The organism is Pseudomonas sp. MH9.2, from assembly GCF_034353875.1.
Taxonomy (GTDB): Bacteria; Pseudomonadota; Gammaproteobacteria; order Pseudomonadales; family Pseudomonadaceae; genus Aquipseudomonas.
On sequence record NZ_CP133784.1, the window covers coordinates 199,698 to 220,091 of the forward strand.

The 20,394-nt window shown below is 56.3% G+C and carries 25 protein-coding genes and 4 pseudogenes; 15 read left to right on the top strand and 14 right to left on the bottom strand.

From position 1 onward, the window contains the following. Nucleotides 1-2: 2 nt before the first annotated feature. A complete protein-coding gene (locus RHM55_RS00920; protein ID WP_322179084.1) occupies nt 3-677 on the top strand; it encodes a S8 family serine peptidase in 675 nt (224 codons plus the stop codon). Next, nucleotides 674-1,969, top strand: a complete 1,296-nt coding sequence (locus tag RHM55_RS00925) for a tryptophan 7-halogenase (protein ID WP_322179085.1) — start codon at nt 674-676, stop codon at nt 1,967-1,969. Before RHM55_RS00920 ends, RHM55_RS00925 begins: the two co-directional genes overlap by 4 nt. A gap of 40 nt (nt 1,970-2,009) precedes the next feature. Here the strand turns inward: RHM55_RS00925 and RHM55_RS00930 are convergent, their stop codons facing one another. The 3 genes from RHM55_RS00930 to RHM55_RS00940 all read right to left on the bottom strand — a co-directional run bounded on the left by RHM55_RS00930 (nt 2,010) and on the right by RHM55_RS00940 (nt 5,058). Continuing rightward, nucleotides 2,010-3,503 (bottom strand): aldehyde dehydrogenase family protein, encoded by a 1,494-nt coding sequence (locus RHM55_RS00930; protein WP_322179086.1) that lies wholly within the window; start codon nt 3,501-3,503, stop codon nt 2,010-2,012. Nucleotides 3,504-3,725: 222 nt separating this feature from the next. Continuing rightward, the gene (locus RHM55_RS00935; RefSeq protein WP_322179087.1) at nt 3,726-4,835 is read right to left on the bottom strand and encodes a phage integrase Arm DNA-binding domain-containing protein; all 1,110 of its coding nucleotides are present in this window, start codon (nt 4,833-4,835) and stop codon (nt 3,726-3,728) included. Further along, entirely contained in the window at nt 4,816-5,058 is a 243-nt protein-coding gene (locus tag RHM55_RS00940; protein WP_322179088.1) for an excisionase, read from the bottom strand. Before RHM55_RS00940 ends, RHM55_RS00935 begins: the two co-directional genes overlap by 20 nt. A 126-nt stretch (nt 5,059-5,184) precedes the next feature. On the opposite strand from RHM55_RS00940, the gene RHM55_RS00945 reads away from it, so the two are divergent. Continuing rightward, nucleotides 5,185-5,472, top strand: coding sequence for an excalibur calcium-binding domain-containing protein (locus tag RHM55_RS00945; protein WP_322179089.1), 288 nt, complete (start codon nt 5,185-5,187; stop codon nt 5,470-5,472). A 45-nt stretch (nt 5,473-5,517) separates the two neighbouring features. On the opposite strand, the gene RHM55_RS00950 is transcribed toward RHM55_RS00945, so the two are convergent. The 6 genes from RHM55_RS00950 to RHM55_RS00975 all read right to left on the bottom strand — a co-directional run bounded on the left by RHM55_RS00950 (nt 5,518) and on the right by RHM55_RS00975 (nt 8,330). Then, nucleotides 5,518-6,411 carry a phosphohydrolase gene (locus RHM55_RS00950; RefSeq protein WP_322179090.1) on the bottom strand — a complete coding sequence of 298 codons (894 nt, stop codon included), beginning with the start codon at nt 6,409-6,411 and terminating at the stop codon, nt 5,518-5,520. A gap of 68 nt (nt 6,412-6,479) precedes the next feature. Continuing rightward, a complete protein-coding gene (locus RHM55_RS00955) occupies nt 6,480-6,869 on the bottom strand; it encodes a hypothetical protein (protein ID WP_322179091.1) in 390 nt (129 codons plus the stop codon). After that, nucleotides 6,866-7,147 (bottom strand): hypothetical protein, encoded by a 282-nt coding sequence (locus tag RHM55_RS00960; RefSeq protein ID WP_322179092.1) that lies wholly within the window; start codon nt 7,145-7,147, stop codon nt 6,866-6,868. Before RHM55_RS00960 ends, RHM55_RS00955 begins: the two co-directional genes overlap by 4 nt. Then, nucleotides 7,144-7,413 (bottom strand): hypothetical protein, encoded by a 270-nt coding sequence (locus RHM55_RS00965; protein ID WP_322183142.1) that lies wholly within the window; start codon nt 7,411-7,413, stop codon nt 7,144-7,146. The genes RHM55_RS00960 and RHM55_RS00965 overlap by 4 nt, the downstream gene beginning before the upstream one ends. 381 nt (nt 7,414-7,794) lie before the next feature. Next, nucleotides 7,795-7,929 carry a hypothetical protein gene (locus RHM55_RS00970; protein WP_322179093.1) on the bottom strand — a complete coding sequence of 45 codons (135 nt, stop codon included), beginning with the start codon at nt 7,927-7,929 and terminating at the stop codon, nt 7,795-7,797. After that, complete coding sequence (locus RHM55_RS00975; RefSeq protein WP_322179094.1) at nt 7,926-8,330, bottom strand: hypothetical protein; 405 nt, start codon at nt 8,328-8,330, stop codon at nt 7,926-7,928. Before RHM55_RS00975 ends, RHM55_RS00970 begins: the two co-directional genes overlap by 4 nt. A 95-nt stretch (nt 8,331-8,425) precedes the next feature. Between RHM55_RS00975 and RHM55_RS00980 the strand changes: the two genes are divergently transcribed. Continuing rightward, nucleotides 8,426-8,704, top strand: a complete 279-nt coding sequence (locus tag RHM55_RS00980; protein WP_322179095.1) for a hypothetical protein — start codon at nt 8,426-8,428, stop codon at nt 8,702-8,704. 58 nt (nt 8,705-8,762) lie between these two features. On the opposite strand, the gene RHM55_RS00985 is transcribed toward RHM55_RS00980, so the two are convergent. Then, entirely contained in the window at nt 8,763-10,577 is a 1,815-nt protein-coding gene (locus RHM55_RS00985) for a DNA cytosine methyltransferase (RefSeq protein ID WP_322179096.1), read from the bottom strand. A gap of 48 nt (nt 10,578-10,625) precedes the next feature. Between RHM55_RS00985 and RHM55_RS00990 the strand changes: the two genes are divergently transcribed. The 5 genes from RHM55_RS00990 to RHM55_RS01010 all read left to right on the top strand — a co-directional run bounded on the left by RHM55_RS00990 (nt 10,626) and on the right by RHM55_RS01010 (nt 13,134). Further along, nucleotides 10,626-11,108 (top strand): hypothetical protein, encoded by a 483-nt coding sequence (locus tag RHM55_RS00990; RefSeq protein ID WP_322179097.1) that lies wholly within the window; start codon nt 10,626-10,628, stop codon nt 11,106-11,108. Between the two features lie 105 nt (nt 11,109-11,213). Further along, entirely contained in the window at nt 11,214-11,492 is a 279-nt protein-coding gene (locus RHM55_RS00995) for a hypothetical protein (RefSeq protein ID WP_322179098.1), read from the top strand. Between the two features lie 372 nt (nt 11,493-11,864). Next, the gene (locus RHM55_RS01000; RefSeq protein WP_322179099.1) at nt 11,865-11,999 is read left to right on the top strand and encodes a hypothetical protein; all 135 of its coding nucleotides are present in this window, start codon (nt 11,865-11,867) and stop codon (nt 11,997-11,999) included. A gap of 210 nt (nt 12,000-12,209) precedes the next feature. Continuing rightward, entirely contained in the window at nt 12,210-12,584 is a 375-nt protein-coding gene (locus tag RHM55_RS01005) for a hypothetical protein (protein ID WP_322179100.1), read from the top strand. 1 nt (nt 12,585) lies between these two features. Next, nucleotides 12,586-13,134: a hypothetical protein gene (locus tag RHM55_RS01010; RefSeq protein WP_322179101.1), complete on the top strand. Its 549-nt coding sequence runs from the start codon at nt 12,586-12,588 to the stop codon at nt 13,132-13,134. A gap of 1 nt (nt 13,135) precedes the next feature. Here RHM55_RS01010 and RHM55_RS01015 read toward each other — a convergent pair. From RHM55_RS01015 to RHM55_RS01025, 3 genes and pseudogenes are all read right to left on the bottom strand, one after another. After that, nucleotides 13,136-13,953, bottom strand: a pseudogene (locus RHM55_RS01015) (DUF2303 family protein). A gap of 40 nt (nt 13,954-13,993) precedes the next feature. Further along, a complete protein-coding gene (locus RHM55_RS01020; RefSeq protein WP_322179102.1) occupies nt 13,994-14,341 on the bottom strand; it encodes a hypothetical protein in 348 nt (115 codons plus the stop codon). A 94-nt stretch (nt 14,342-14,435) separates the two neighbouring features. Beyond that, complete coding sequence (locus RHM55_RS01025) at nt 14,436-14,750, bottom strand: hypothetical protein (RefSeq protein ID WP_322179103.1); 315 nt, start codon at nt 14,748-14,750, stop codon at nt 14,436-14,438. A gap of 129 nt (nt 14,751-14,879) precedes the next feature. Here RHM55_RS01025 and RHM55_RS01030 point away from each other — a divergent pair, with 129 nt between their 5' ends. The 3 genes and pseudogenes from RHM55_RS01030 (at nt 14,880) to RHM55_RS01040 (ending at nt 17,281) form a co-directional block, all read left to right on the top strand. Continuing rightward, nucleotides 14,880-15,137: a hypothetical protein gene (locus RHM55_RS01030; protein ID WP_322183144.1), complete on the top strand. Its 258-nt coding sequence runs from the start codon at nt 14,880-14,882 to the stop codon at nt 15,135-15,137. A gap of 322 nt (nt 15,138-15,459) precedes the next feature. Next, a pseudogene (locus RHM55_RS01035) lies at nt 15,460-15,609 on the top strand (DUF2514 family protein); the annotation flags it as partial. A gap of 1,102 nt (nt 15,610-16,711) precedes the next feature. Continuing rightward, entirely contained in the window at nt 16,712-17,281 is a 570-nt protein-coding gene (locus RHM55_RS01040) for a YceI family protein (protein ID WP_322179104.1), read from the top strand. Between the two features lie 392 nt (nt 17,282-17,673). On the opposite strand, the pseudogene RHM55_RS01045 reads toward RHM55_RS01040, so the two are convergent. Further along, nucleotides 17,674-17,790: pseudogene (locus RHM55_RS01045) on the bottom strand (IS110 family transposase); the annotation flags it as partial. Nucleotides 17,791-17,811: 21 nt separating this feature from the next. Here RHM55_RS01045 and RHM55_RS01050 point away from each other — a divergent pair. The 3 genes and pseudogenes from RHM55_RS01050 to RHM55_RS01060 form a co-directional block, all read left to right on the top strand. Then, a pseudogene (locus tag RHM55_RS01050) lies at nt 17,812-18,033 on the top strand (transposase domain-containing protein); the annotation flags it as partial. Nucleotides 18,034-18,496: 463 nt separating this feature from the next. Then, nucleotides 18,497-18,931, top strand: a complete 435-nt coding sequence (locus RHM55_RS01055) for a hypothetical protein (protein WP_322179105.1) — start codon at nt 18,497-18,499, stop codon at nt 18,929-18,931. Further along, nucleotides 18,928-20,388: an ATPase domain-containing protein gene (locus RHM55_RS01060; RefSeq protein WP_322179106.1), complete on the top strand. Its 1,461-nt coding sequence runs from the start codon at nt 18,928-18,930 to the stop codon at nt 20,386-20,388. Before RHM55_RS01055 ends, RHM55_RS01060 begins: the two co-directional genes overlap by 4 nt. The last annotated feature ends 6 nt before the right edge of the window (nt 20,389-20,394 follow it).

Genomic DNA, 20,394 nt, shown 5'->3' on the forward strand with positions numbered 1-20,394 from the left:
TTATGCGGCCTGTGCGCATTGGCATCGTTGACAGCGGCCATTCACCCGCGCAACAGCCTAGAGTTGTTGCCAGCCGACGCTTCTTGCTGGTGGAGGAGGGGCTGCTCGAGGACGAGGTGGAGGGGGATGAACTTGGGCATGGCAGTGCGATCATCGACGCTATTTGCCGACGCGCACCCGAGGCTGAATTTTGTGTGGCCCAGGTCTTCGATAAACGTGGGGTCACCAGTGCGATGCAAATCTCAAGCGCGATCGATTGGCTGGCTGAACACGAAGTTCGCCTGATCAACTTGAGCCTGGGGATGCGTCAGGACCGAAGTCTGTTGCGTGAAGCCTGTGCGGCGGCGCTGAAACGTGGGGTATTGCTGTGCGCCTCAAGTCCGGCTCAGGGCGAGGCAGTATTTCCGGCGAGTTACCCGGGTGTCGTGCGGGTTACCGGTGATGCACGCTGTGGTGAGCAGGATTGGTCGTGGCTTAACAGCGCCCAGGCGGATTTCGCCGCGTGCGTGCGTGGCACGTTGGCCGGGCAGTCCGGTGCCAGCCTGGGTTGCGCGGCCTTGAGCGGGCATATCGCCGCGTATCTGGCTGAACAACCGCACGCCTCTAACTCGGAGATCATCGATTGGCTAAGGGCCTATGCCCGTTACCGTGGTCCTGAGCGGCGGGTCGGGCCATGAGTACGATTCTGATTTTAGGCGCCGGGCCTGCGGGCGCGGCGGTCGCATTGGGCCTGCGCCGGCTCGGTTACCCGGTCTCGATAGTCAGCGAGTGGCGACGCTTCCCCGCACTGGAAGGTGTATCGCTGAGGGTGTTGGAGGCGTTGCGTGCGGCGGGCCTGGAGCATGCGCTGGCAGATGCTACGCTGCCGTCCCAGCGTCAGGTGTCCTGGAATGGTCAGCAGCACGCACAAAATATTGAATGGCTGCTGGATCGCCCACGGTTTGATCGCGGCCTGCGCGAGGATCTGCAGCGTGCCGGTGTCGAGCTGATCGAGGGGCGTGTGCTGGCGGTACAGTCGACTGCCTCGGGGCATCGGGTGCAGATTGAAGGCCACGCCGATCTTCAGGCGGACTTTTTGGTCGAGTCACGCGGTCGTCAGGCACCCGCGCTGGGTAAAGGTCTGCGCGGGCCGGAAACCGTCAGTCTGCTCAACCGCTGGCAGGGCGTGCCGGGGGCGACCGCGAGTGCGGTCGAAAGCATCGAGCAGGGTTGGGTCTGGATGGCGCGCCAGGCCGATGGGTGTTGCTATTGGCAACTGACGGTGGACGTGGCCAGCGCCGAATTGCCGGGTAAAGCCCAGCTACTCGACTACTGTCGGGAGAGGCGCCAGGCATCGGCGCTGGCGACGGCATTTTTTGCCGACGGCACCGAGGTTGATGTGCACCTGCATGCCCGCAGCAGCACGGCCATTCTTTGCCCGCAGGTGTGCGGTGACAACTGGATTCGGGTCGGTGATGCCGCCATGGCGGTGGACCCGCTGTCGGGCAACGGTATCTTCCAGTCACTGTCCTCGGCGCTCCAGGCCCCGGTGGTGATCAACACCTTATTGCGAGCGCCTGAACGTGCGGCGTTGGCCCAGCAGTTTCACCGGCAACGGGTCGAGCAGTTGTTTTTACGGTTCGCCAGGATCGGGCGTGATTTTTATGCCGATGAGCAGCGTTGGCAGGATCAACCTTTCTGGAAGGCGCGTCGCCAATGGCCGGACGCTGATCTGGCGCACAAACCGGCTGATTTCGCGGCCATCAGCCTGCAGCGGGCCCCGGTATTGCGCGACGGTCTGGTGGATGAGGCTGAAGTGGTGGTGACGGCGGATCAACCGCTGGGGGTCTGGCACTTGCAAGGCATCGAGCTAGCACCGTTGGTCCTTCGCCTGCAAACAGAGCCCGCGCAGCAGGTGCTGGCGGATTTGTCGAAAGAACAGGAGCATCTAGTGCGCAGTTGGCTGCTCAGCCAGGGCTACCGTCCTTAAACACCCTCCGGCAGTGAGCCTGTCGGAGGGTGTTGCTGGCTTACAGTTTGATCAGCACGGATTTCAATTCGGTGTAGTGCTCGATGGCGGCGTAGCCCATCTCCCGGCCGACCCCGGACATTTTGTAGCCACCGAAAGGCAGCGCCGGATCGAGCGCGCTGTGGCAATTGACCCACACCGAGCCGGACTTGATCCGGGGGATCATCCGGTGCACGACTGCCAGGTCGTTTGACCAGACGCTGGCGCCCAGCCCGTAGGGACTGTCGTTGGCCAGACGCAGGGCATCGGCTTCATCATCGAAGGGAATCGCCACCAGTACCGGTCCGAAAATTTCTTCCTGGACCAGCGGGTTTTTCTGATCGACACCGACGATCACGGTGGGCTTGACGAAGAATCCCGGCCCGAACTGTTCGCCGCCACAGGCGATGGTCGCACCGCCCTCACGGCCCATCTCGATGTAGCGCGACACCCGCTCTTGTTGCCGGGCCGAGATCAAGGGGCCCATGTCCACGCTAGGGTCTAGGCCGTTACCCAGCTTCATCGCATTGGCGATATCCGAGATGTCGGCGACCACGTTATCGAAGTGCTTGCGCTGCACATACAGCCGCGAACCGGCACAGCACACTTGGCCCTGATTGAAGAAGATGGCGCTGGCAGCCCCGGCGGCAGCGGCCGCGAGGTCCGCATCACCCATGACGATGGTCGGTGACTTACCGCCCAGTTCCAGGGTGACACGGGTCATCGAATCCATCGCGATCTTGCCGATCTGCTTGCCGACGGCGGTGGAGCCGGTGAAGGTCAGTTTGTCGACCAGTGGATTGTGCGTCAGGGCGGAGCCGGCAGTGATGCCGGTGCCGGTCACCACGTTGAAGACCCCGGCCGGGTAACCGGCTTCGAGTGCCAATTCCGCGAGCTTCAGGGCGCTCATTGGCGTTTCGTCAGCGGGCTTGAGTACCACGGTGCAGCCCGTCGCGAGGGCTGGGCCGAGCTTCCAGCAGGCCAGCAGCAGCGGGAAGTTCCAGGCAACGATAGCGCCCACCACACCCACGGCCTCACGGCGGATAAAGCTGTGAAACTGATCGTTGGGCATCAAGGGCATCGAAACTTCGACGCTGGAACCTTCGATTTTGGTCGCCCAGCCGGCCATGTAGCGCAAGAAGTCGATGGACAGCTGCACATCCATGACCCGCGCTACCGCCGCGCTCTTGCCATTGTTCAGACATTCAAGCTGGGCCAGTAGCTCGGCATCGCGCTCCAGCAGGTCGGCGAGTTTCCACAGCAGGTTCTGCCGCTCACGGGGCCGGGTCCGGCTCCAGGCCGAGTCATCAAACGCGTGGCGAGCTGCGAGTACCGCGCGATCGACATCGTCCGGCGTCGCGCAGGGCACAGTGCAGAGCACTTCACCGCTGGCGGGGTTATGCAACGTCATGACGTTGCCGTCGGCGGCCTCGACCCACTCGCCATTGATCAGCATGCGGGGTACACGTTTTATAAAGGCAACAGTGGCGGGTAGCAGGGATGAATGGTTCAGCATAGGAGTGACCTCTTGTTATTCGAGTGGATGCGAGGTCTTTCGCAACGGCTGTGCCAAGTCGACTTGACGGGTTAACTGATTGATTTAAATAATTATTATTTGATCGGTTGAAAACGGTGGGCAGTTTGAGTGTCGCAAACTGCGACAGATGATTAAATTTAAGACCCTGATTTTGCTGGGCTTTAGGTTTCTCCCCAAAACCTCCCCAAAACTAAATCCCATCTATGCAACTTCGATCCACTCAGATCCGCGACTGTCTCGGTACAAATCAGTCATGGTTGATGATCGGTGCCCGAGTAGTTTCTGCGGATCCCTTCCTTCAGCAGCATGCAGCCTGGCCGACAGGGATCGCATTTCATGGAAGCTCGGTGGTTGCTTGCCAAACTGGATGCCAAGCCTCAGTGCGGCCTTGTCTCGCGCCTCCGCAAAGGCTGTAGTCAGGGAGGCCAGATTCACCTTTGACCCCGCCCCCACAGTGCTGAAGTTTTTTACATGGTGTACCAGGTGTTTTGAAATAACGTTATTGCGGCACCTTTTTATGACTAATGAAAGATCCAAAGAAACCGCATCAAGTCGCAACTCCGTACTGATGCGCAGTCGTGCACCAGTTTTCGCTTGGACGACATGCAAAAAACCATCAGACACATCCTTGAATAGCATTGACCCGATATCATCCCGCCGCTGCCCGGTCAGCACTGCCAGTTCCATGGCGCGCTTCAGCCATGGCTTGCTTGCCTCTTCGTATGTTGCCTTCCAGAGCTCCAGGGTAAGTCGCTCACGCTTGATCTTGATCTTGGCTGTGCGAGTTATATCGACAGGATTCTTATCACACCACCCCGATGCAATCGCCTCCATGAACACGTCACGAAGAAGCGAACGCATGGCCCTGGCCATCTGCCCTTTACCTTCCGAAGAAAGCGAGGACAGATACGTGGCAATTTCCATCGTCACCATCTGATTGATAGGCCTCGCGCCAAACTGAACATCAAGCCTGTTCAATCGCATGCCCGTGTTCTTCAGTGTTGCAGGGGCAAGCCCGCGTTTTGCATACAGGCTTCTGTACTCTTTTATCCAGTCAGAAAAAGACTTTGTGGGTGCTGATACAGGTAGTGGCGCATTTATCCTGTCGATAAGTGCTGGGCGGGCTTGGTCGGAATAGTTGGCCGCTACCGCTTCGCGAATAGCTGCCTCCTTGTCCTTGCCAAGTCCAAACACATGACCACTCACTGGATCGCGGTAGGTGTAGTAAGTGACGCCGTTTCGGGCGTCGGTTTTGCGGTATAGGTTTGGTGGAAGATCCTTTGACCCGGTATTACGCGGCCTGGGCGCCATATCGTGCACTCGCTATTTTGCTGATCAGGCCCCCGCCGGTAATCCGTTCGGGCTGTTTTTTCGGTTCACTGTAGTGCGCATCGGATTCTACATAATAGCTCCGGCCATGCTTAATAGGCGCTGGGGCGATACGGCCTTCACGCGCCCACTTACGAAGTGTATTAGCGCTTGGAGGCGTCTTGAATTCGGCAGCCGCCCACTCATCAAGTGTTACTTTACTCATGTCTTTCTCCATGCCGCCCTATGGCGGAAGAAGGTGGTAGAGGGTGGTAGAGGGGGATTTGCATCGGCAGGCGGGCAAAGAGAGAATACGGTCTCTCCCTTATTGCGCTCATCACGGATGAATTGAATGAAACGGATTTTGGTATTGATTGTTATCGGCTTGGTCGCGTGGAAAATTTCAACTTGGCCGGTTTTTCTGGGATGGAGTGGAAATTACCTTTCGGGACTGCAAGGGACGTCCACTGCCGCGGCTGTTTCACCGTCTTCTGCTCCGCCATTCAAATGCGATGGCCGTAAATACTGCTCGCAGATGAGCTCGTGCACAGAGGCCAAAGGTTTTCTGCAGAATTGCCCGGGCGTGGAAATGGACGGCGATAACGACGGTGTGCCGTGTGAATCGCAGTGGTGCCAGTGACTAGTTGCCATTCACCGGTAGACTGTGTGGTTCTGGGAGGGGGGGTTATATGGCCAGGATGTGGCCGAACGGAACGCGGAAACCTGCGGCGTTGCGATGACCTCCACCACCGTACTGCAGAGCGATTGCTGAAACGTCCTCGCCGGCGTCAGAGCTGCGAAGGCTGAAGGATCGGCCTTCCGGCGTGTCCCAGTAGCAGGCGGCAAAGGGCTCGCCCGCAGACATCAGGTGCCCGGCATCACTGGTCAGCGTGTACGGCAGGTTTGCCGCTGGCACGTCATGGCCACCGATCATCATCCGGCGCTTGGTCACTCCAACCAATTCCGCGACGTCCTTGTGGTGCTTGCGCTCGATTGCACGGCCATCCGAACGCAAGGCGCTGACGTCGGCGGCGAACAGGCCGTCCCAAACTTCGAAGTCATACGGGTAGCTGAAGACGCTGGCCTGAATCTCGCGAGTGCCTTCCAGCTTGAACAGCCACAAGTCACGGTCCTCAATGTGGCTGATCAGTGCGGGGCGGGGCGAGCCTGGAAAGAAGAAGTCCCAGGCGATTCCGGCGCCCGATCGGTTCATGTCGAAGAGCGCGCCGATGTGGGGTGTGTTGTTGCAGTGGCACTCTGCTTTGCAATCGCTCTGGAAGTTCTTATAGGTAAGACCTGCCCAAAATAAATTCTTCAGGTCTTCGTGCGCAGTTTTGTGGTGGTCAAGGATCAGCAACGATGCCGCTTCGTAGGACATCTGGACGAGGGTGTCATAGGGGTAGGAGAAATCGACGATGACGACATTCTTGCCAGTAACGTCCGGCACCGGCTGGCCGTAGGTCGCTGCATGAAACTCGATGTCGGCGCCCAGGGCTTTGCGAACCACCCAGGCTGCGCCGAAGCCGTCGGCACAGTTGCCGTGGTAAATGCAGATGGTGGAGTGCTGATTTGTGGACATGGGTGATCCTCGGCGGCCGGTATCGGCAGCATTGATTACAAGGGGAAGGAGGAGTGGAGTTATCGGGGTTACGGCGCTGACTTCCACTTGAATGACAGTGGTGTGGGCGGAAAGAACAGATGACGCATGTTGGCGACGTTCACGATGTCGCGATCTGCCGGGAATACCTCAAGCGCGTCCAGATCACCGCGTCCGCATTCGCGCTTGAGGCGCATCAGTTCATCCCACGTTACCTGGTCGACCCAGCGGTCACCATTGTGCGTCGTACGATTCACACTCAAGCGCTGATAGCCGTCGGGCGCGGTGTAGATCTGCACCAGGAAGTCGCGAGAGCGCCAAACCTCGGCTAGGTCTTTTGGTTGGGTCGGCCAGGACCGCATTGGTACTTGCTGCAGCACCTGTGGGTGCTGTGCGTTTTGCTTATCCATCAGGCGCCGCTGGTTTCTGGTTGGCGTCATGGCGTTACCTTCAGGCCTGCGGCTTCGATGGCCTTGAAGCAAGCATTGCGCATGCGGATAGCGGCTTCCGGCGCTTCCGGCTCAGTACCAACCGTTGGCAGATCAACCACCAGCGCGGCGCGGGACTCCTTCCAGAAGTGCCAGTAGGCATCGATCGAGCCGTCGTAATAACCATCACCAGACCGGCCCAGGCACTCCACGCGTATCTCGACTTCGAGGAACCCACTTTCTTTCATGCGGGTAATGACAGCGGCTTCGAACTGTTCGCGCAGGCTCATGGCGTCACCACCCGTCGAGCCCACCAACAAACAGGACCGTCGTCAGCGTCGTGGATCGCTAGGCAGAACCAGCCTTCACCATCAGGAGGCTCTGGATCCCAGTAGCTGCAATCCTGGTCATGCGATTCAAAATAGCGATCGGCAATCGCTTGAGATGCATATTCAAGGCTGACCATTTGCACTTCTAGCCCTTGCTCTGCGATCCACGCCTTGCATTTATCTCCATCTTCCTCATCGAAGTCAGGCAGGTCGGGGTGCTGGAACATGCCGTTTTCATCACGTTTGACCGGCCAGTGGCGAATCAAGCCAAGTCGGTCTACGCGCTCGATTTCGGCCAGTAGCAGAGCAGCGGCCTTCACGAGATCCCGGCGCCGGTCCGTGCTTGGCTTGAATGTATGCTGCCCCCAAGGCCATGCGGTACTCATGCTTCCAACTTTACCGGCAAGGCTCGCGTACGTGGATGCCGCTTCGGCCATCTCGCCTTTCACGTACAGATCATCGCGATACAGTGAGTAGCCTTCGGCAGACATTTGGCGCTGGCGCTCTGCAATGACGTCGCGAGCTGCGCGGTTGAGGTGGAGGGGGGGTTCTTCAGGCATGACTTCGTCCTTACCGCTATAGCGGCTGACTTTGAAATGGGGGAGGGGTTACTTGATTCGGTCAGCGCTGGGCGCAGGCATGTACATCCCGTTGCAACGCCATACTCCGAACTGATCGACTGTGCAGGCGTACCAGCCGCCGAGGTTGCCGTATTGCGGAGGAAAGTAGACTTGATGGGTCATAAGCACACCAGTTGCGTCGGCCGCTCATAAAGCATCTCAGCCCACCCCCGTTGCGGCTCGGCGAAACGCGGCCTACCCCATTGCCCACCTTGCGGGATCCTTCCGACTTCACTCGTCTCCGGCTTATTCTCGTAAAACACCCAGTAACCGGTTGCGTCGAGACCGATCCAGCTGGCCCATCCAGGCCATGTCGAAACGGCCGGATAGATAAGCTTTTCTGGCTCACCCAGGCACCGGACGATGCGATCAACAGCCCGATCAATAGCGGCCTGAATGAATGGAGGCGGCGCCGTGTTAGCTGGCGGAACTAGACCGGTGGCGGTGGCTATCATGCCGATCAGGGCCTCGGTGACGATCGCGCGGATATCAGTTGATTCTGTATTACTGTTTTCTGTGGGCATGGGGCGTCCTATGCCGGGTCATGCCCGGACTGGCGTGATTTTACGTTGTGGTCTATTGATGTAATTCAGATTGGATCCATATTAGGGAGATCGATATGCATTCAGATGCAGCAAGGCCTTATCCAGTGGATTACATCCACCCAACTGGAGAGCAAGCAAGGATTGACTTCACTTGGGGAGCACCACAAAAAGTGGCGCCTATCGGAATTATTATTTGGGTCAAGGATGGAGAGGGTTACGCAAAGCTCGGCGAAACGACTGGCGAGTGGCAGACCTTCAGAGATGCAAAGCTGCACGGTATTGAGCTGGCATCCAAGTTGATTAGTCTCTATGCCGGTCTTTCTGATGTGCTTAGCTGGGTAGAGGCTAGGTAGTTGCGTGATTCGTTGAAGCGGTAGTGCTCCGGCGTTCAGCGCAATAGGTGAGGTCGGGTTAGGCGGCGAGTTTTCGGTACAGTTCGATCAGTTCTGCGGCATTGGCACCAACAAGCGCCGCCGCCTCGTCTGGACAGACACTATTACCGATCAGTCGAACTTGGTCCGTCTTATTGATCGCACGCCACTCCTCGGCGCCGGTTGCAGGGTCAACGAATAGACCTCGGTCGATGATGTAGCTTTCCGGGAAGCCCTGAGCTCGCTTCAGCTCCGGCGGCTGCAACATGCGCAGCGTGATGTCGGTCAGCACGTAACCGCCAACCATCACCATCTCGGCCGGGTCTTTGAAATGCTCGGGCAGATATTCATGCATGAAGACGGCGCAGCGGCGGGCGCCTTCCATCTGCTCAGGTGTCAGCATGTCCGGTACCTGCACCACTTCGATCAGTGCTACTCGATCCTTGGTCGGAAGCGTGTGCATCGGCTCGGTCAGCGATATGCCGTCCTTCTCGTTGCCGTAGTACTTCACTAGGTAAGCGCTGACCAGTCGTTGATTGGCGCCTGATCCGCAGATGGTCGAGATCGGCACATCAGCAGCGCGGCCGTCACCTTTATAGAACCCGCCATTGGCTTGCTCGAAGAAGGCCGAGACAAGCGCCTGTTCTCCGCGATGAGCGCCGGTAATAGTGCGCATCGCCTCATCTGCCGGGTAACCGCTGCGGTCGCCGTGATGCGTCAGATGCGTGATGTGCGCCGAGACAACGGCGAAATGCCCACCCTTAACCTGTGCAACCTGCGTGCGCGGCGGCTCCTGTACGTCGAAGTTGCGTTGTGATGATCCGTTGGCACACTCGGTCAGGAAGGGCGCCACCGCTGGAGTGACGAGGGCGTGATGCGTGCCGCCTGCGCTGATCGTCGACAAGGCCTCATCTACACCGTGCGTACTGGTGTGTGATTCCGACGTTCCGCGCATTGGGACAATGAAAGGCTTGGCGCTGGTCAGTACGTGGCGCCACAGCCCTTTGGCAACCCGTCGCATCGTGTTGGACGCCATCGGCTTATCTCGGAAGATCGTGCGACCAAGATTGCTCCAGTCGATACATTCAGCCGCGCCGCGCCAAGGGAGTTGCTTGCCGATTGGTTTCTTATAACGAACCGGCTCAGGCCAGACGATCGGCTGACCGTCGCTGCGGGCTACCAGGTACAAGCGCTTGCGAATCGTCGGTGCGCCTGCGCTGGCTGCGATGCGTTCACTCCATTCGACGTTATAGCCAAGCCCGCGAACCAAGGCCGCGAGCGGTACGAAATCGCCGATTGAATCCTGAATCTCTTGCATGTCCGGGTGGTCAGCGGGCAATCCGGTACTGAGCGCGGCAATGAACGCCCGAAAGGTACGCCCTTCTTCTGACTTAATGGGGTAGCCCTCGTCGTCAACTGGCCCCCACTTGCAGAACTCTTCGACGTTTTCGAGGAAGAGCAGCCGCGGGCGAGTGGCGAATGCCCAGCGGATCACGACCCATGCCAGGCCGCGAACCTTACGATCACGTGGCGCGCCACCCTTTGCCTTGCTGTGATGGCGGCAATCTGGCGATGCCCAGAGAATGCCTACCGGCTGACCACCCGTTGCCAGTACCGGATCAACCTCGAACACGTCAGCGACGTAATGCTCGGTGCCTGGGTGATTAGCACGGTGCACGGCCAGTGCAATCTGATTGTGGTTTACCGCAACGTCCGGTTCCCGGTACACCCGGGCAATACCGGTACTGGCGCCGCCGCCACCCGCAAACAAGTCGACCACCAGTTCTTTCTGAAAGGGCAGGCCCATGCTTGGCTGGCCATGGATGAACTGGGGTTTCTTCTGTTGTGCGGACATAGGGGATCCTCGCCGGTATAGTTCCGGGATCTTCAGGGGAGTGGGTTTATGAGCTGGACAGTCGTGTCTTGCTGGATCGAAGGGCATCCTGGCTTGGCGTCATGGGTTCAGGCTTTTGGCTCAATTGCCGCTCTTGGAATTGCTATCTGGATTGCATCGTCACAGCGGCGCGTTCAGCTGAAAGCTGATAAAGAAAAGTCCCGGTTGCTTCTTGGTCTGGTAGTTACGCTGGCTGGGCGCGCTGAGCGCGCGGTGGTTTTCGAAAGCAAAGAGGCAAGCAGTATTCGAGCAAATCTCAATCTGATTAAAGGGTTGTGTCATACCCTTGATGCGGTTGATCTGATGCAGTTGCCTCGGGTCGAATTGATCGAGCCGATATGTACTTTGCGAGATTCTCTAAGGGCGTTGGAGGCCGGAATGAGCGACGCTGATAAGCACCAATACCTTCCGACCTGGCTGACGCTTTCGGAAGCCACGTTATGGGTCGTGCTTGTAGTCTCATCTTCTAAGCAAATATCTAAGCTCGGCTGAGTTTTGAATTTGCGAGCATGCACGCCTCCTCGTCGGCTGGCGTGATTCGTTGAAGTGGGGTATTTGTGCTTGGCCTGACATGGGGTCGGGGTTAAGGAGAGTTGTGTGGGTTACGCGCCAGTTTTGAATGCTGCTTCCTTTGTTGCTGGGTTTATTTCTGCGGCATGTTGGGTAGTTGCTGCAGTGGTGAAGGTTGAACCGCCGGAAGAGATGAAAGGAAAACCGGACGGTTTGTATTTCGGGTACATCATTTCCAGCGGTGCGGATTTGATACCTACTGTGAAAGCTCAGGCTAAATGGAACAGTGCAGCTGCAATCACTGCGGCTGTGACAGTTCTCCTGCAAATTGCAGCGAATTTTCTTACCGTGAGTTCAGCGCAATAGATGAGAGGATAGCAGGTGACCGCTAGGCTTGAGCACCCGAAACGCTTCGGACGCCCACTCAAGACTGAATGCCTGGAAGGCGCGCATGCCGTTGGGTGTGAGGTCATATTTGCCGGACTCATGGGCCCACAGGCACTTTCGTAGGAGGACATGCTGGCGCGGTAGGCGGCACGATCTTCGATGTCTTGATCGTCCCAGCTCTTGCCCATGAAGCGAATGCCATAGGGCGGATCAGTGACGACGCTGACGATGGAGTCGGCAGGCATGCCGCGCAGCACCTCGAGGCAGTCGCCTAGGTGTAGTTCATATGTCATGGACGGATTCCATGGGAGAGGATATTGGCCTACGCTTACCACTCCACTGGAGGGAAGGATGAGCGAAGACAGGGAAAAGATGATGGCGCTGAAGGTGGTGCTGATTGCAGCGCGTGACCAGAGCCTTGACGCTGATGCGTTGTGCAAAGCGGTCGTTGGATCGATACTCATCGACATCGTGTATGACATCTAGCGATGTCGTTGAGGCTGTCAATGCTATTGAGGTGGCGGCTGATACGCTGGTGTAGCTTTGATCGGTTTAGAGAAAAAGCGCTTTGCTGATTCGTAGCTCAGAGCCTAGGAAGGCTGGTATCGTATCGAGCCGACAAAATTTTTAGTCTCGGTATCTTATAGAAATTATAGTTTTCTATCTCGGCCGCTGACATTCCAATGGAGCAGAGTTATGGCATTAGATACAGGTAAATTATTAGCTGCCTTGGCTGGAATTAGTGAGGGCGCTGTTAGTGTTCCTCCGCCTCCAACAAGCTTGCCAAGCGCTCCGCCGCCACCGATTGTAAAAGGACTTTGGTACCAAAATAAAACTATAAAATTAGATGGATGGACATTTGAATCATGCCGTTTTGATAGTTGTGTGCTTGTCGTAAATTCACCGTATTTTACGATCAAAAATTGCTTCATTGATAAGTCAAGTGTCATTCAATACGGTGAACTTATCATCAAAGTTGTCCAGTTGTTCAATCATCATGCGAGCGCTAATGTAACGCCAGATTTCACGGCGATTAAAAATCCTGACGGCACTGTGTCGATAGGTCTATAAAATGGACCTTAACGTAGGTGCGAAAGTCGATGTAAGCCCAAAGGGCGGTCAGTTAGTTCCAGTAATATTAGCTATTTCATCCACATTTTTTTTCGGGGCAGCAGTCTGGCTACAATCTCAAGGAAAATCATACGAACTTGCAGGGGGCGTTGGCGTTGCATTCTTCGGCGCAGCTATAGCTTTGTATCTCGTATCGCATAAAAATTCAGATCTTCAAAGATCGCATGCATTCGGATTGACGGTCGGATCTGGGGGGAATCAGGTTGTTGTTAAGGCTGATCCTAGGTCTATGCCCAGCCTTGATTACATAAAAGGAATGCTCTCGCATATTAATATAATATTCAGTCGCGAGCCGCTTCCGGAAGCGAGCGGGATGATCGATGAACTCGGTAAGCCCATTGAAAATAGCGTAGACCAAGCTAGAGATGTTACCGATAGAGCAAATGTAGCTGCACAGGCGCAAGTAGACATTTTGACTGCCCATCTTCACATACGTGAGGCCGAAAACCTTTCAGCCTCCCCGGTTGTAAGTGATCAGAAAATTATATAAATCATGACGCAAAACTACCTAACGATAGTTTTGCGGCCGAACCGATTTTATTTTCAAGCACTAACTTGAACTCCTGCGCGATTGCCTCACGCTGAACCTCTTCACCAACCCAACCCAGCGCAGTTTCAGCGCCGGCTGTGGACCGCTGGTAATAACCGAGATACGCAGCACGATTTCGCGCACGCTGAGGCCTTCGAATGGCACCACTGAGAACACCAGTGAAGTAGGCAGCGTTTCTTTGCTGCTGGCCTCGATAGCGTCCATCGCGCTACGGCTTGCGCCGGTCTCACGAACGGTGTGATCGCTTTCCGACGACGCCTTGATGGTGATGGTGCGCACCGCCGCGATCGCTTTGACGATGCTGATGTCCTGCAGGTCTTCACCAACAGCTTTCAGCGATGCGTTCCAGTCCTCGATCCAGTCGCTCAACTCCTTCTGCGACAGGGTGCGCCCGCCAATCTCCCGCACGGCCTTGTAACCGGCAGTGGGTTTCAGCTTCAGCGCAGCGCGATCATCTGCGTGACCAGGGTTCGCGGCGTCGCCGATGTTGAACATCACCAGGCAGGACATTTCGTCCTGATCAATGAAGCCTTGAGCATTTACCACTGCGCGGTCGGTGACGTACTTACCGAAGTCCAGCAGAGAGTTAGTGGAGAAGGTGCCACGGAAGCGGCTGCGGCCGACGGCGAAGCGCTCCAAGTCAAAAATCTTAGCGCCTTCTGGAAGAATGGCTGTTGGCATGAACGTGTTCAGCGGCTTGCCGGTTGCGATCAGCGCGGTGTTGGTGATCAGTTGAATTGCTTCAGGGGTGAGGGACATTCGTCAAATCTCGATGGGGAAGGGATGGTGTTGCAGGTGATCAGGTACGGGGAATGACTGGCGCCTGTTCCTTGGTAAAGATCTGCGCGTGCTTCTCAGGAAACAGCGTTATCTTGCCGCCGCTGCCAACGTGCATCGGCGTGTCTAGGCTGGTGTTTTCGCTGCGGGTACCGCGCTTGGTTGGCACCTTATAGTCGAGCTTGTGCTTGATTTTCACCTGGCTCGATTCGCCGATCTGGGCGAAGTCCAGGGTGATGACCAGCTTCCCGACCTTGCCGTGGTCAACAACGCCGGCGGCGACTTCGGAAAGAGCGTGGCCGATCTGGCTGGCGAAGGCGCCGCCGTTCAGCTCCTCGATGAACTCGGCGGTATCGGTTGCGATGGGCATGGGTGATTCTCCTGGAGGGCTTTAAGCCCGCTGGGTGGAAGATTGAGTTGGGGTTGTCGACGACGGCGGTGCACTTTGGTATTGATCCGGCGCATCAGGTCTTCTTGCTGAAGGTGAAGCCGTTTTCTCTGGCAATGAGGGCAACGCTTTTTACGTGAATGCCTATAGCCTTTGCCGCTTCAGCAACAGTCAGCCCGGCATCGGCATGCTTTCTCAGTTCAGGCGCCTTGGCATCACGCCGGGCCCGAAGTTTTTCTGAGTGGGTAGTGGTGCCGAAGAACGGGGCATCGGCACTGACACCGCGCGGGATGTCCTGAATCTTCTTGCCTGTAGCCAGGAAGTAGTCGATCTGAGCACTGAGGTCGGCGATGGTCTTGTGCCGAGGGTCGGCCATTGGTACGCCGATCATTGCCGCGCACCTTCAGGCAGCATGACAGCGACACCGTCGGCTTTTGCCTCAAGTAGCTGAGCGAAGTTGACTGCTTCCTTCCAGCTGAACCGGAAGCCCTTCACCTTGTCCGTCGACAGCTCGACGATTATGAGACTGCTGCTGGTGGGGGTGGTGTTTTTGCTGGCGGGATGCGCCGGGCAGGAACCCGAAATACGCACTGTGCGAGTGGAGGTTCCAGTGCAGGTTCCGTGCAAGGTACCAGTCATTGCGGCACCGGCGTTCGCTGCGGCAGGTTTGAAGAAGGCGGATTCACTCGAGGTGAAGGTGAGGGCGCTGCTGGCTGAGCGTCGGCAGCATATTGGCTATGAAAAGGAGTTGGGGGCTGCCGTGGGCGCTTGTCAGTGATGCCCATTGCATGGCGCAGCCTGGTCGTTACGACGCCTAGTAAGGTGAATCTATCACCCTGCGTTCCATTGGATTTGTCGGAAGGCAAGCTAAAATCGTTGCGGTTAAATAGATTAGGTCCATGCTGTAAACGTGTCCAAACGAGCTAACTCCCATGACCAATAAAGGATTTATCGTACTGCTATTTGTCTTGGGTGCTCTTTGGCTTGTTACTGTGTGGGCGGTAGTGAAGTACGTAGGGCTGGAGGAATCGGTAACTGAGCCCACGCATATAGTGATCGAGGGATAGATAGCATGCCACTGCAGCACTGGAAGCCCGCCAGCCAATCATGCCGCCATGGTGCTATCCGACTTGCTCACGCGGGCTGATAAACGAGCAGCAGACCTAGCTGCCCTTGCTGACAAATCCAGGATCGCGGGGCTGGCGTGCGAGGCTTCGTACAATGGATTGCGAGTCGGCCAGGCGGAATAAGCAAACCCGGGGCTGGACTATGCCTACATGCTAATTTTTCGCGCCTACACTGTAGGCCGTAAAAATTAAAATGCAGCCCGCGCGGGTCCGCAGCCTGTCGATCTTTACGACATTACACCTAGTGTAAAGCTGGTCGTTCTGACCGAATCCCGCTATCTGGAACTGTAGAAAAAACCCGTTAAGAAAGCAAAGCCCCGAAGGTTCGCGCCTTCGGAGCTTCTATTTTCGCTTCCATCCCTTAATGGGCGGCGAACGTGGGCGATATATTGCCAGTGGCGTGGGGATTGTGTTCGGTCGGCAGGACGCCGGGGGATGGGATTTACTGCTGGAAAGTCTTCCCCAAAACGCAACCGTTTGGACCAATGTTTATTGGGATCTAAATACTCGCAAAAAACGCTGCATTTCCCGCCTATTTTTAAGCTCAAGGTCTTGATTAATAAGGCCTTAGTTATAGTTCACTCGCTGTCCCATCCTATTGGTTTGCCATCATGATCACACGAGTTTTCATAGGAGTGTTGTAAGTGTCTGGTTAAACCAGGTTGACGACGGGATTGGTCGGCGGGTCATCATGGCTGACTTTTTCATTCGTGTCGTAATTTCTAAATGCTCACCCGAGCAGCAGTTTGAATCCTGACATCAGAAGAATCGCTCCAAGTATCTTCTGCACCGCATTGGTCGGTAGGAACGTGGTTCCGAGGTGGGAGCCGATCAATGCTCCTAAGAGTGCAATCATCGCTAACCCCCAGACGTTCTCGGGGAGTTGAGTGGTGCTGCCCCAATGTCCTGTCAGTACTGCTAGAGAGTTGAGATATCACCAGACCAGAAGAATCAAAAGACCTCCACAGAGAGGGCGTATGCCTATGACGAGCAATATCCAGAGCAGCTTTCGGTGACGTCGACGCCAGGTGAGTGTACCTTCTGTTCTAGCCTATGAATCCAACAGTTTCAAGGCATTCAGCTCCCCCTAGGAACAAATCAAACATGGTGTCTAATCACGCAAGGTTGCTAGTCAGAAGGTAACGGGACTGGTCACGTCCATGGAATATAGTGTTTTTGTGTATCGTCGACACTTCAACCATGAGCGCCAGCCCAGGAAAGGTCCATGAATCCTCGATTTCTGCGTTTCACCGTACTGGCTGCCGTCGTCGCGCTCGGTTTCCTTCCCAATGCCCATGCCGTCGAATACACCGACGTAAATCCCACGGCCAGTACCATCAACTTTACCTACAACCAGATGGGATCGAAGGTGCATGGCACGTTCAGTCAGTTCGTCGGAGCCCTTGATTTCGACACCTCACACCCCGAGGCGGCTCATGCAAAACTGACCATAGAGCTTGGCAGCATCGACGCCGGTAGCGAAAACGCCAACACCGAATTGAAAAAAACTGCCTGGTTTGACACCACCGCTCATCCAGTGGCGACCTTCGAGTCGAGCCGTTTCAAAGACCTAGGCGGCAGCCATTACCAGATCACCGGCAACCTTACCCTCAAGGGTGTTACTCGGGAGGTGTTAGTGCCAGTGCTACTGAAATCGGAGGGCGCCATCGGCATCTTCGATGGCGAGCTGCTCCTCAAGCGCGGTGACTTCAACGTTGGCGTGGACGAATGGTCTGACAGTGTTGTTTCCGACAACATCACTATACGGTTCCGGATGGTTGCACCAGAACGCTGAGGCGACTGAAGGTATGCAGCGCCTGATATCGGGCGTTGAAGCTTATTTCTAGCGCTTCAACATCGGCAAAGAATCGGTCGCGGTAGGAATGGCAGTCACCTGCCACCCCCCGCACATACATGGACGCCCCCGGGTTGCCAAGCTTTCAATCTGTGACGGCTCGATGGTAGAGATTGCACTCATACATCCGGACTTTCGGTGCGGCATTGCCGCTGTCCCTGATGGAATCCGCTGGCCGAGTTCTCAATAGATCCGTGTGCTCATGGCACGCTGTGCGGGTCAGATTTTCTTGGCCACGGTCTTACCAGTTTTGCCATCAATTCATGATCACCTGAGCAATCAATAGTGTTGGTCTACTACAGGGTTGAGTTGACGTCTTCAAGCCACTTCGATTACGCGATGACGGTCGTGTAATCGGAGCGGAACTCGCGGTCACCGGCCAACAAGGCCCATATAATTCGGGCGTTTTTATTAGCCAGTGCAACGGCTGCCACATTGGCGTTACGCCGCTTAACCGCGTCTGACTACCCGACAACCAAATCCGGCCTTGGGCTCTGGGCCGCAAAAACTGGCTGTTCGCAGGCTCACTGCGCAGCGGAAAACGTCCAGCGGCGATCATGAGTTTGATCCGGTCGGCAAGGCTAAACGGGCATGATCCGTATGCCTATCTGAAGGACGTCCTTACGCGCCTACCGACGCAACGCGCGAGTGAGATTTCCGAGTTGCTGCCGCATAAATGGCGACCCGTTTAGTTACGCAATACGGGATGCCCGGACGCATACGGCGTGTTGATCGTTTTTGGGATGATTTGGCTGGGCCTTGTGTGGAGCCTGATTGCTTGGCTCGTTATGCCAGGATAGGAAGGCGTCTCCTAGAACGCGTTGAGCGCCCGTCATGGAATGGAGCAATCTGAAGCTCGTAATCCTCTGAAGTTGTAGTGAGCGTTCCAGGCGCATGAAGGGCGTTCTATGGGTTCAACCTAGATAGAGGAGAGGCGCCTGGATTTGCTAGATAAGAAAGTAAAGGCCCTGCTGACATAACGGGTCAGCGTATCCTTACGGGAAGGAGTTGGTAGAGACAGTGGACTGGTCAAGCCATTCACTGGCCAGTTACGCTACCTAACATGATAGCCGGTCATCGGCTGCCTCCTAATGAGCCTTGATAACGCGTTACAGGATGTATAATTAATATCTGTCCATCAGATATCAGCTAGCCATGTACAGGGAAAGCGAAGAAGACCGCCAGGTCGTAGCTGCTCTGACGCGCCGGGTTGGTGACATTGTTGACCTTGCAAATGTCGCTGAAGCGATCATTTCAACATTGCGGGATATGGACGCAGCCCTCACGCCCATCATCGGCCAGCAAGGTGCTGCTGCGCTGTACCGACGCAGCCTCCATTTAAGCATCTCTATCCATCCGCATATGGCCGGCACCTATGGCAGTGTGCAGGCTGCGCTGGATCTGACTGCTCTCAAGTCCGTACTCGTTGAGGCGAGCGAAGCTGATGCGTTATTGTTCGGTGAGGTGTTGTTGAACACCTTCTACGAGTTGCTGACTACACTGATCGGGCCTTCGCTCACAGCACATTTGCTTCGTTCCGTGTGGGAAAATTCTTTGACTGGCACCCCAGCGCAGGATACCTCGCCATGACCACCAAAGTGACAATCAACCGCCTGGCCACCGGTGTGCCAGGACTGGACGAGGTGCTTGGCGGAGGATTGCCGGAATTTTCGTTCAACCTGATCGCCGGACCGCCTGGTTGCGGCAAGACAACGCTGTCCCACCAGATAATGTTTGCGCTGGCAACGCCTGAGCGTCCAGCCCTGTACTTCACCGTACTCGGCGAACCGCCGCTGAAAATGCTGCGGTATCAACAGCAATTCGACTTTTTCGACAGCGAAGCGATTAACCATTCGATCCGCTACATCAACCTGTCCAACGACACATTGGCGGGTAATCTGGATGAGGTGCTGCGGCGCATCGTCAGCGAAGTCGAAACCCACGGCCCTGCATTGGTATTCATCGATTCTTTCCGTTCAGTGGTGCTAGCCAGCCGGGCCCAGGACAATCCGAATAACAACCTGCCACAGTTCGTTCAGCAACTCGGTATGTTGATGACCACCTGGCAGGCAACGACCTTCCTGATTGGTGAATATTTCACCGAAACCGACAGTAATCCGATTTTCACCGTGGCCGACGGTTTGATCTGGCTGCGACAGAGCCTGCAGCGCAACTCCATGGTACGCAAAATGGAAATAATGAAGATGCGCGGCCAGCCGACATTACCAGGGTTGCACACCTTCCGCATCGCCACGTCGGGGATCAAGGTCTTCCCGCCAGAGGCGATCAACCCGGTTAAAACACCGCTGGAACTACCGATCAAGCGCCTGAAAATGGGTGTGCCACAACTCGACGACATGCTCGGCGGTGGCCTGCCCCGTGGCTATTCCTTGCTGGTGGCCGGCCCATCCGGCTCCGGAAAAAGCATTCTGGCGGCGTCCTTCCTCGCTGAAGGCGCCCGCACAGGCGAGACCGGCGTGATTGCGATGTTCGAGCAGCGCCCCAACCATTCACAGAACGCCACGCTGGCACGCCTGATCAAGAGCGATAAGGTAGGTCTGGTAGACAGTCACGCGCCAGACATGTCAATCGACGAAATCGTCCAGTTACTATTGGCCGAGATCAAGCGCCTGAAGGCCACCCGTGTGGTCATTGATTCGCTGTCGGGCTTCGAGCTAGCGCTGGCACCGACCTTCCGTGAGGACTTCCGCGAATCACTGTCACGCATGGTCACTGCGCTGACCAGTGCCGGTGCCACCGTGCTGATGACCACCGAGCTTGAAGACCGCTATACCGACCTGCGTTTCAGCCCCTACGGTACGGCCTTCCTGACCGACGCAATCATTGTCCAGCGCTACATCGAAGTCGAAAGCCGCCTACTGCGCATCATGGCCGTGGTTAAGCTTCGGGCCAGCGCCCACTCGGATGAACTGCGTCGATACCACATCGATGATAAGGGCCTGCAGATCGGTCAAATGTTGTCGGATCAGGAAGGTTTGCTCGGGGGCCGGCCAACTCAACATCATCTTGAAAACGACAATGCGTGAATCGAG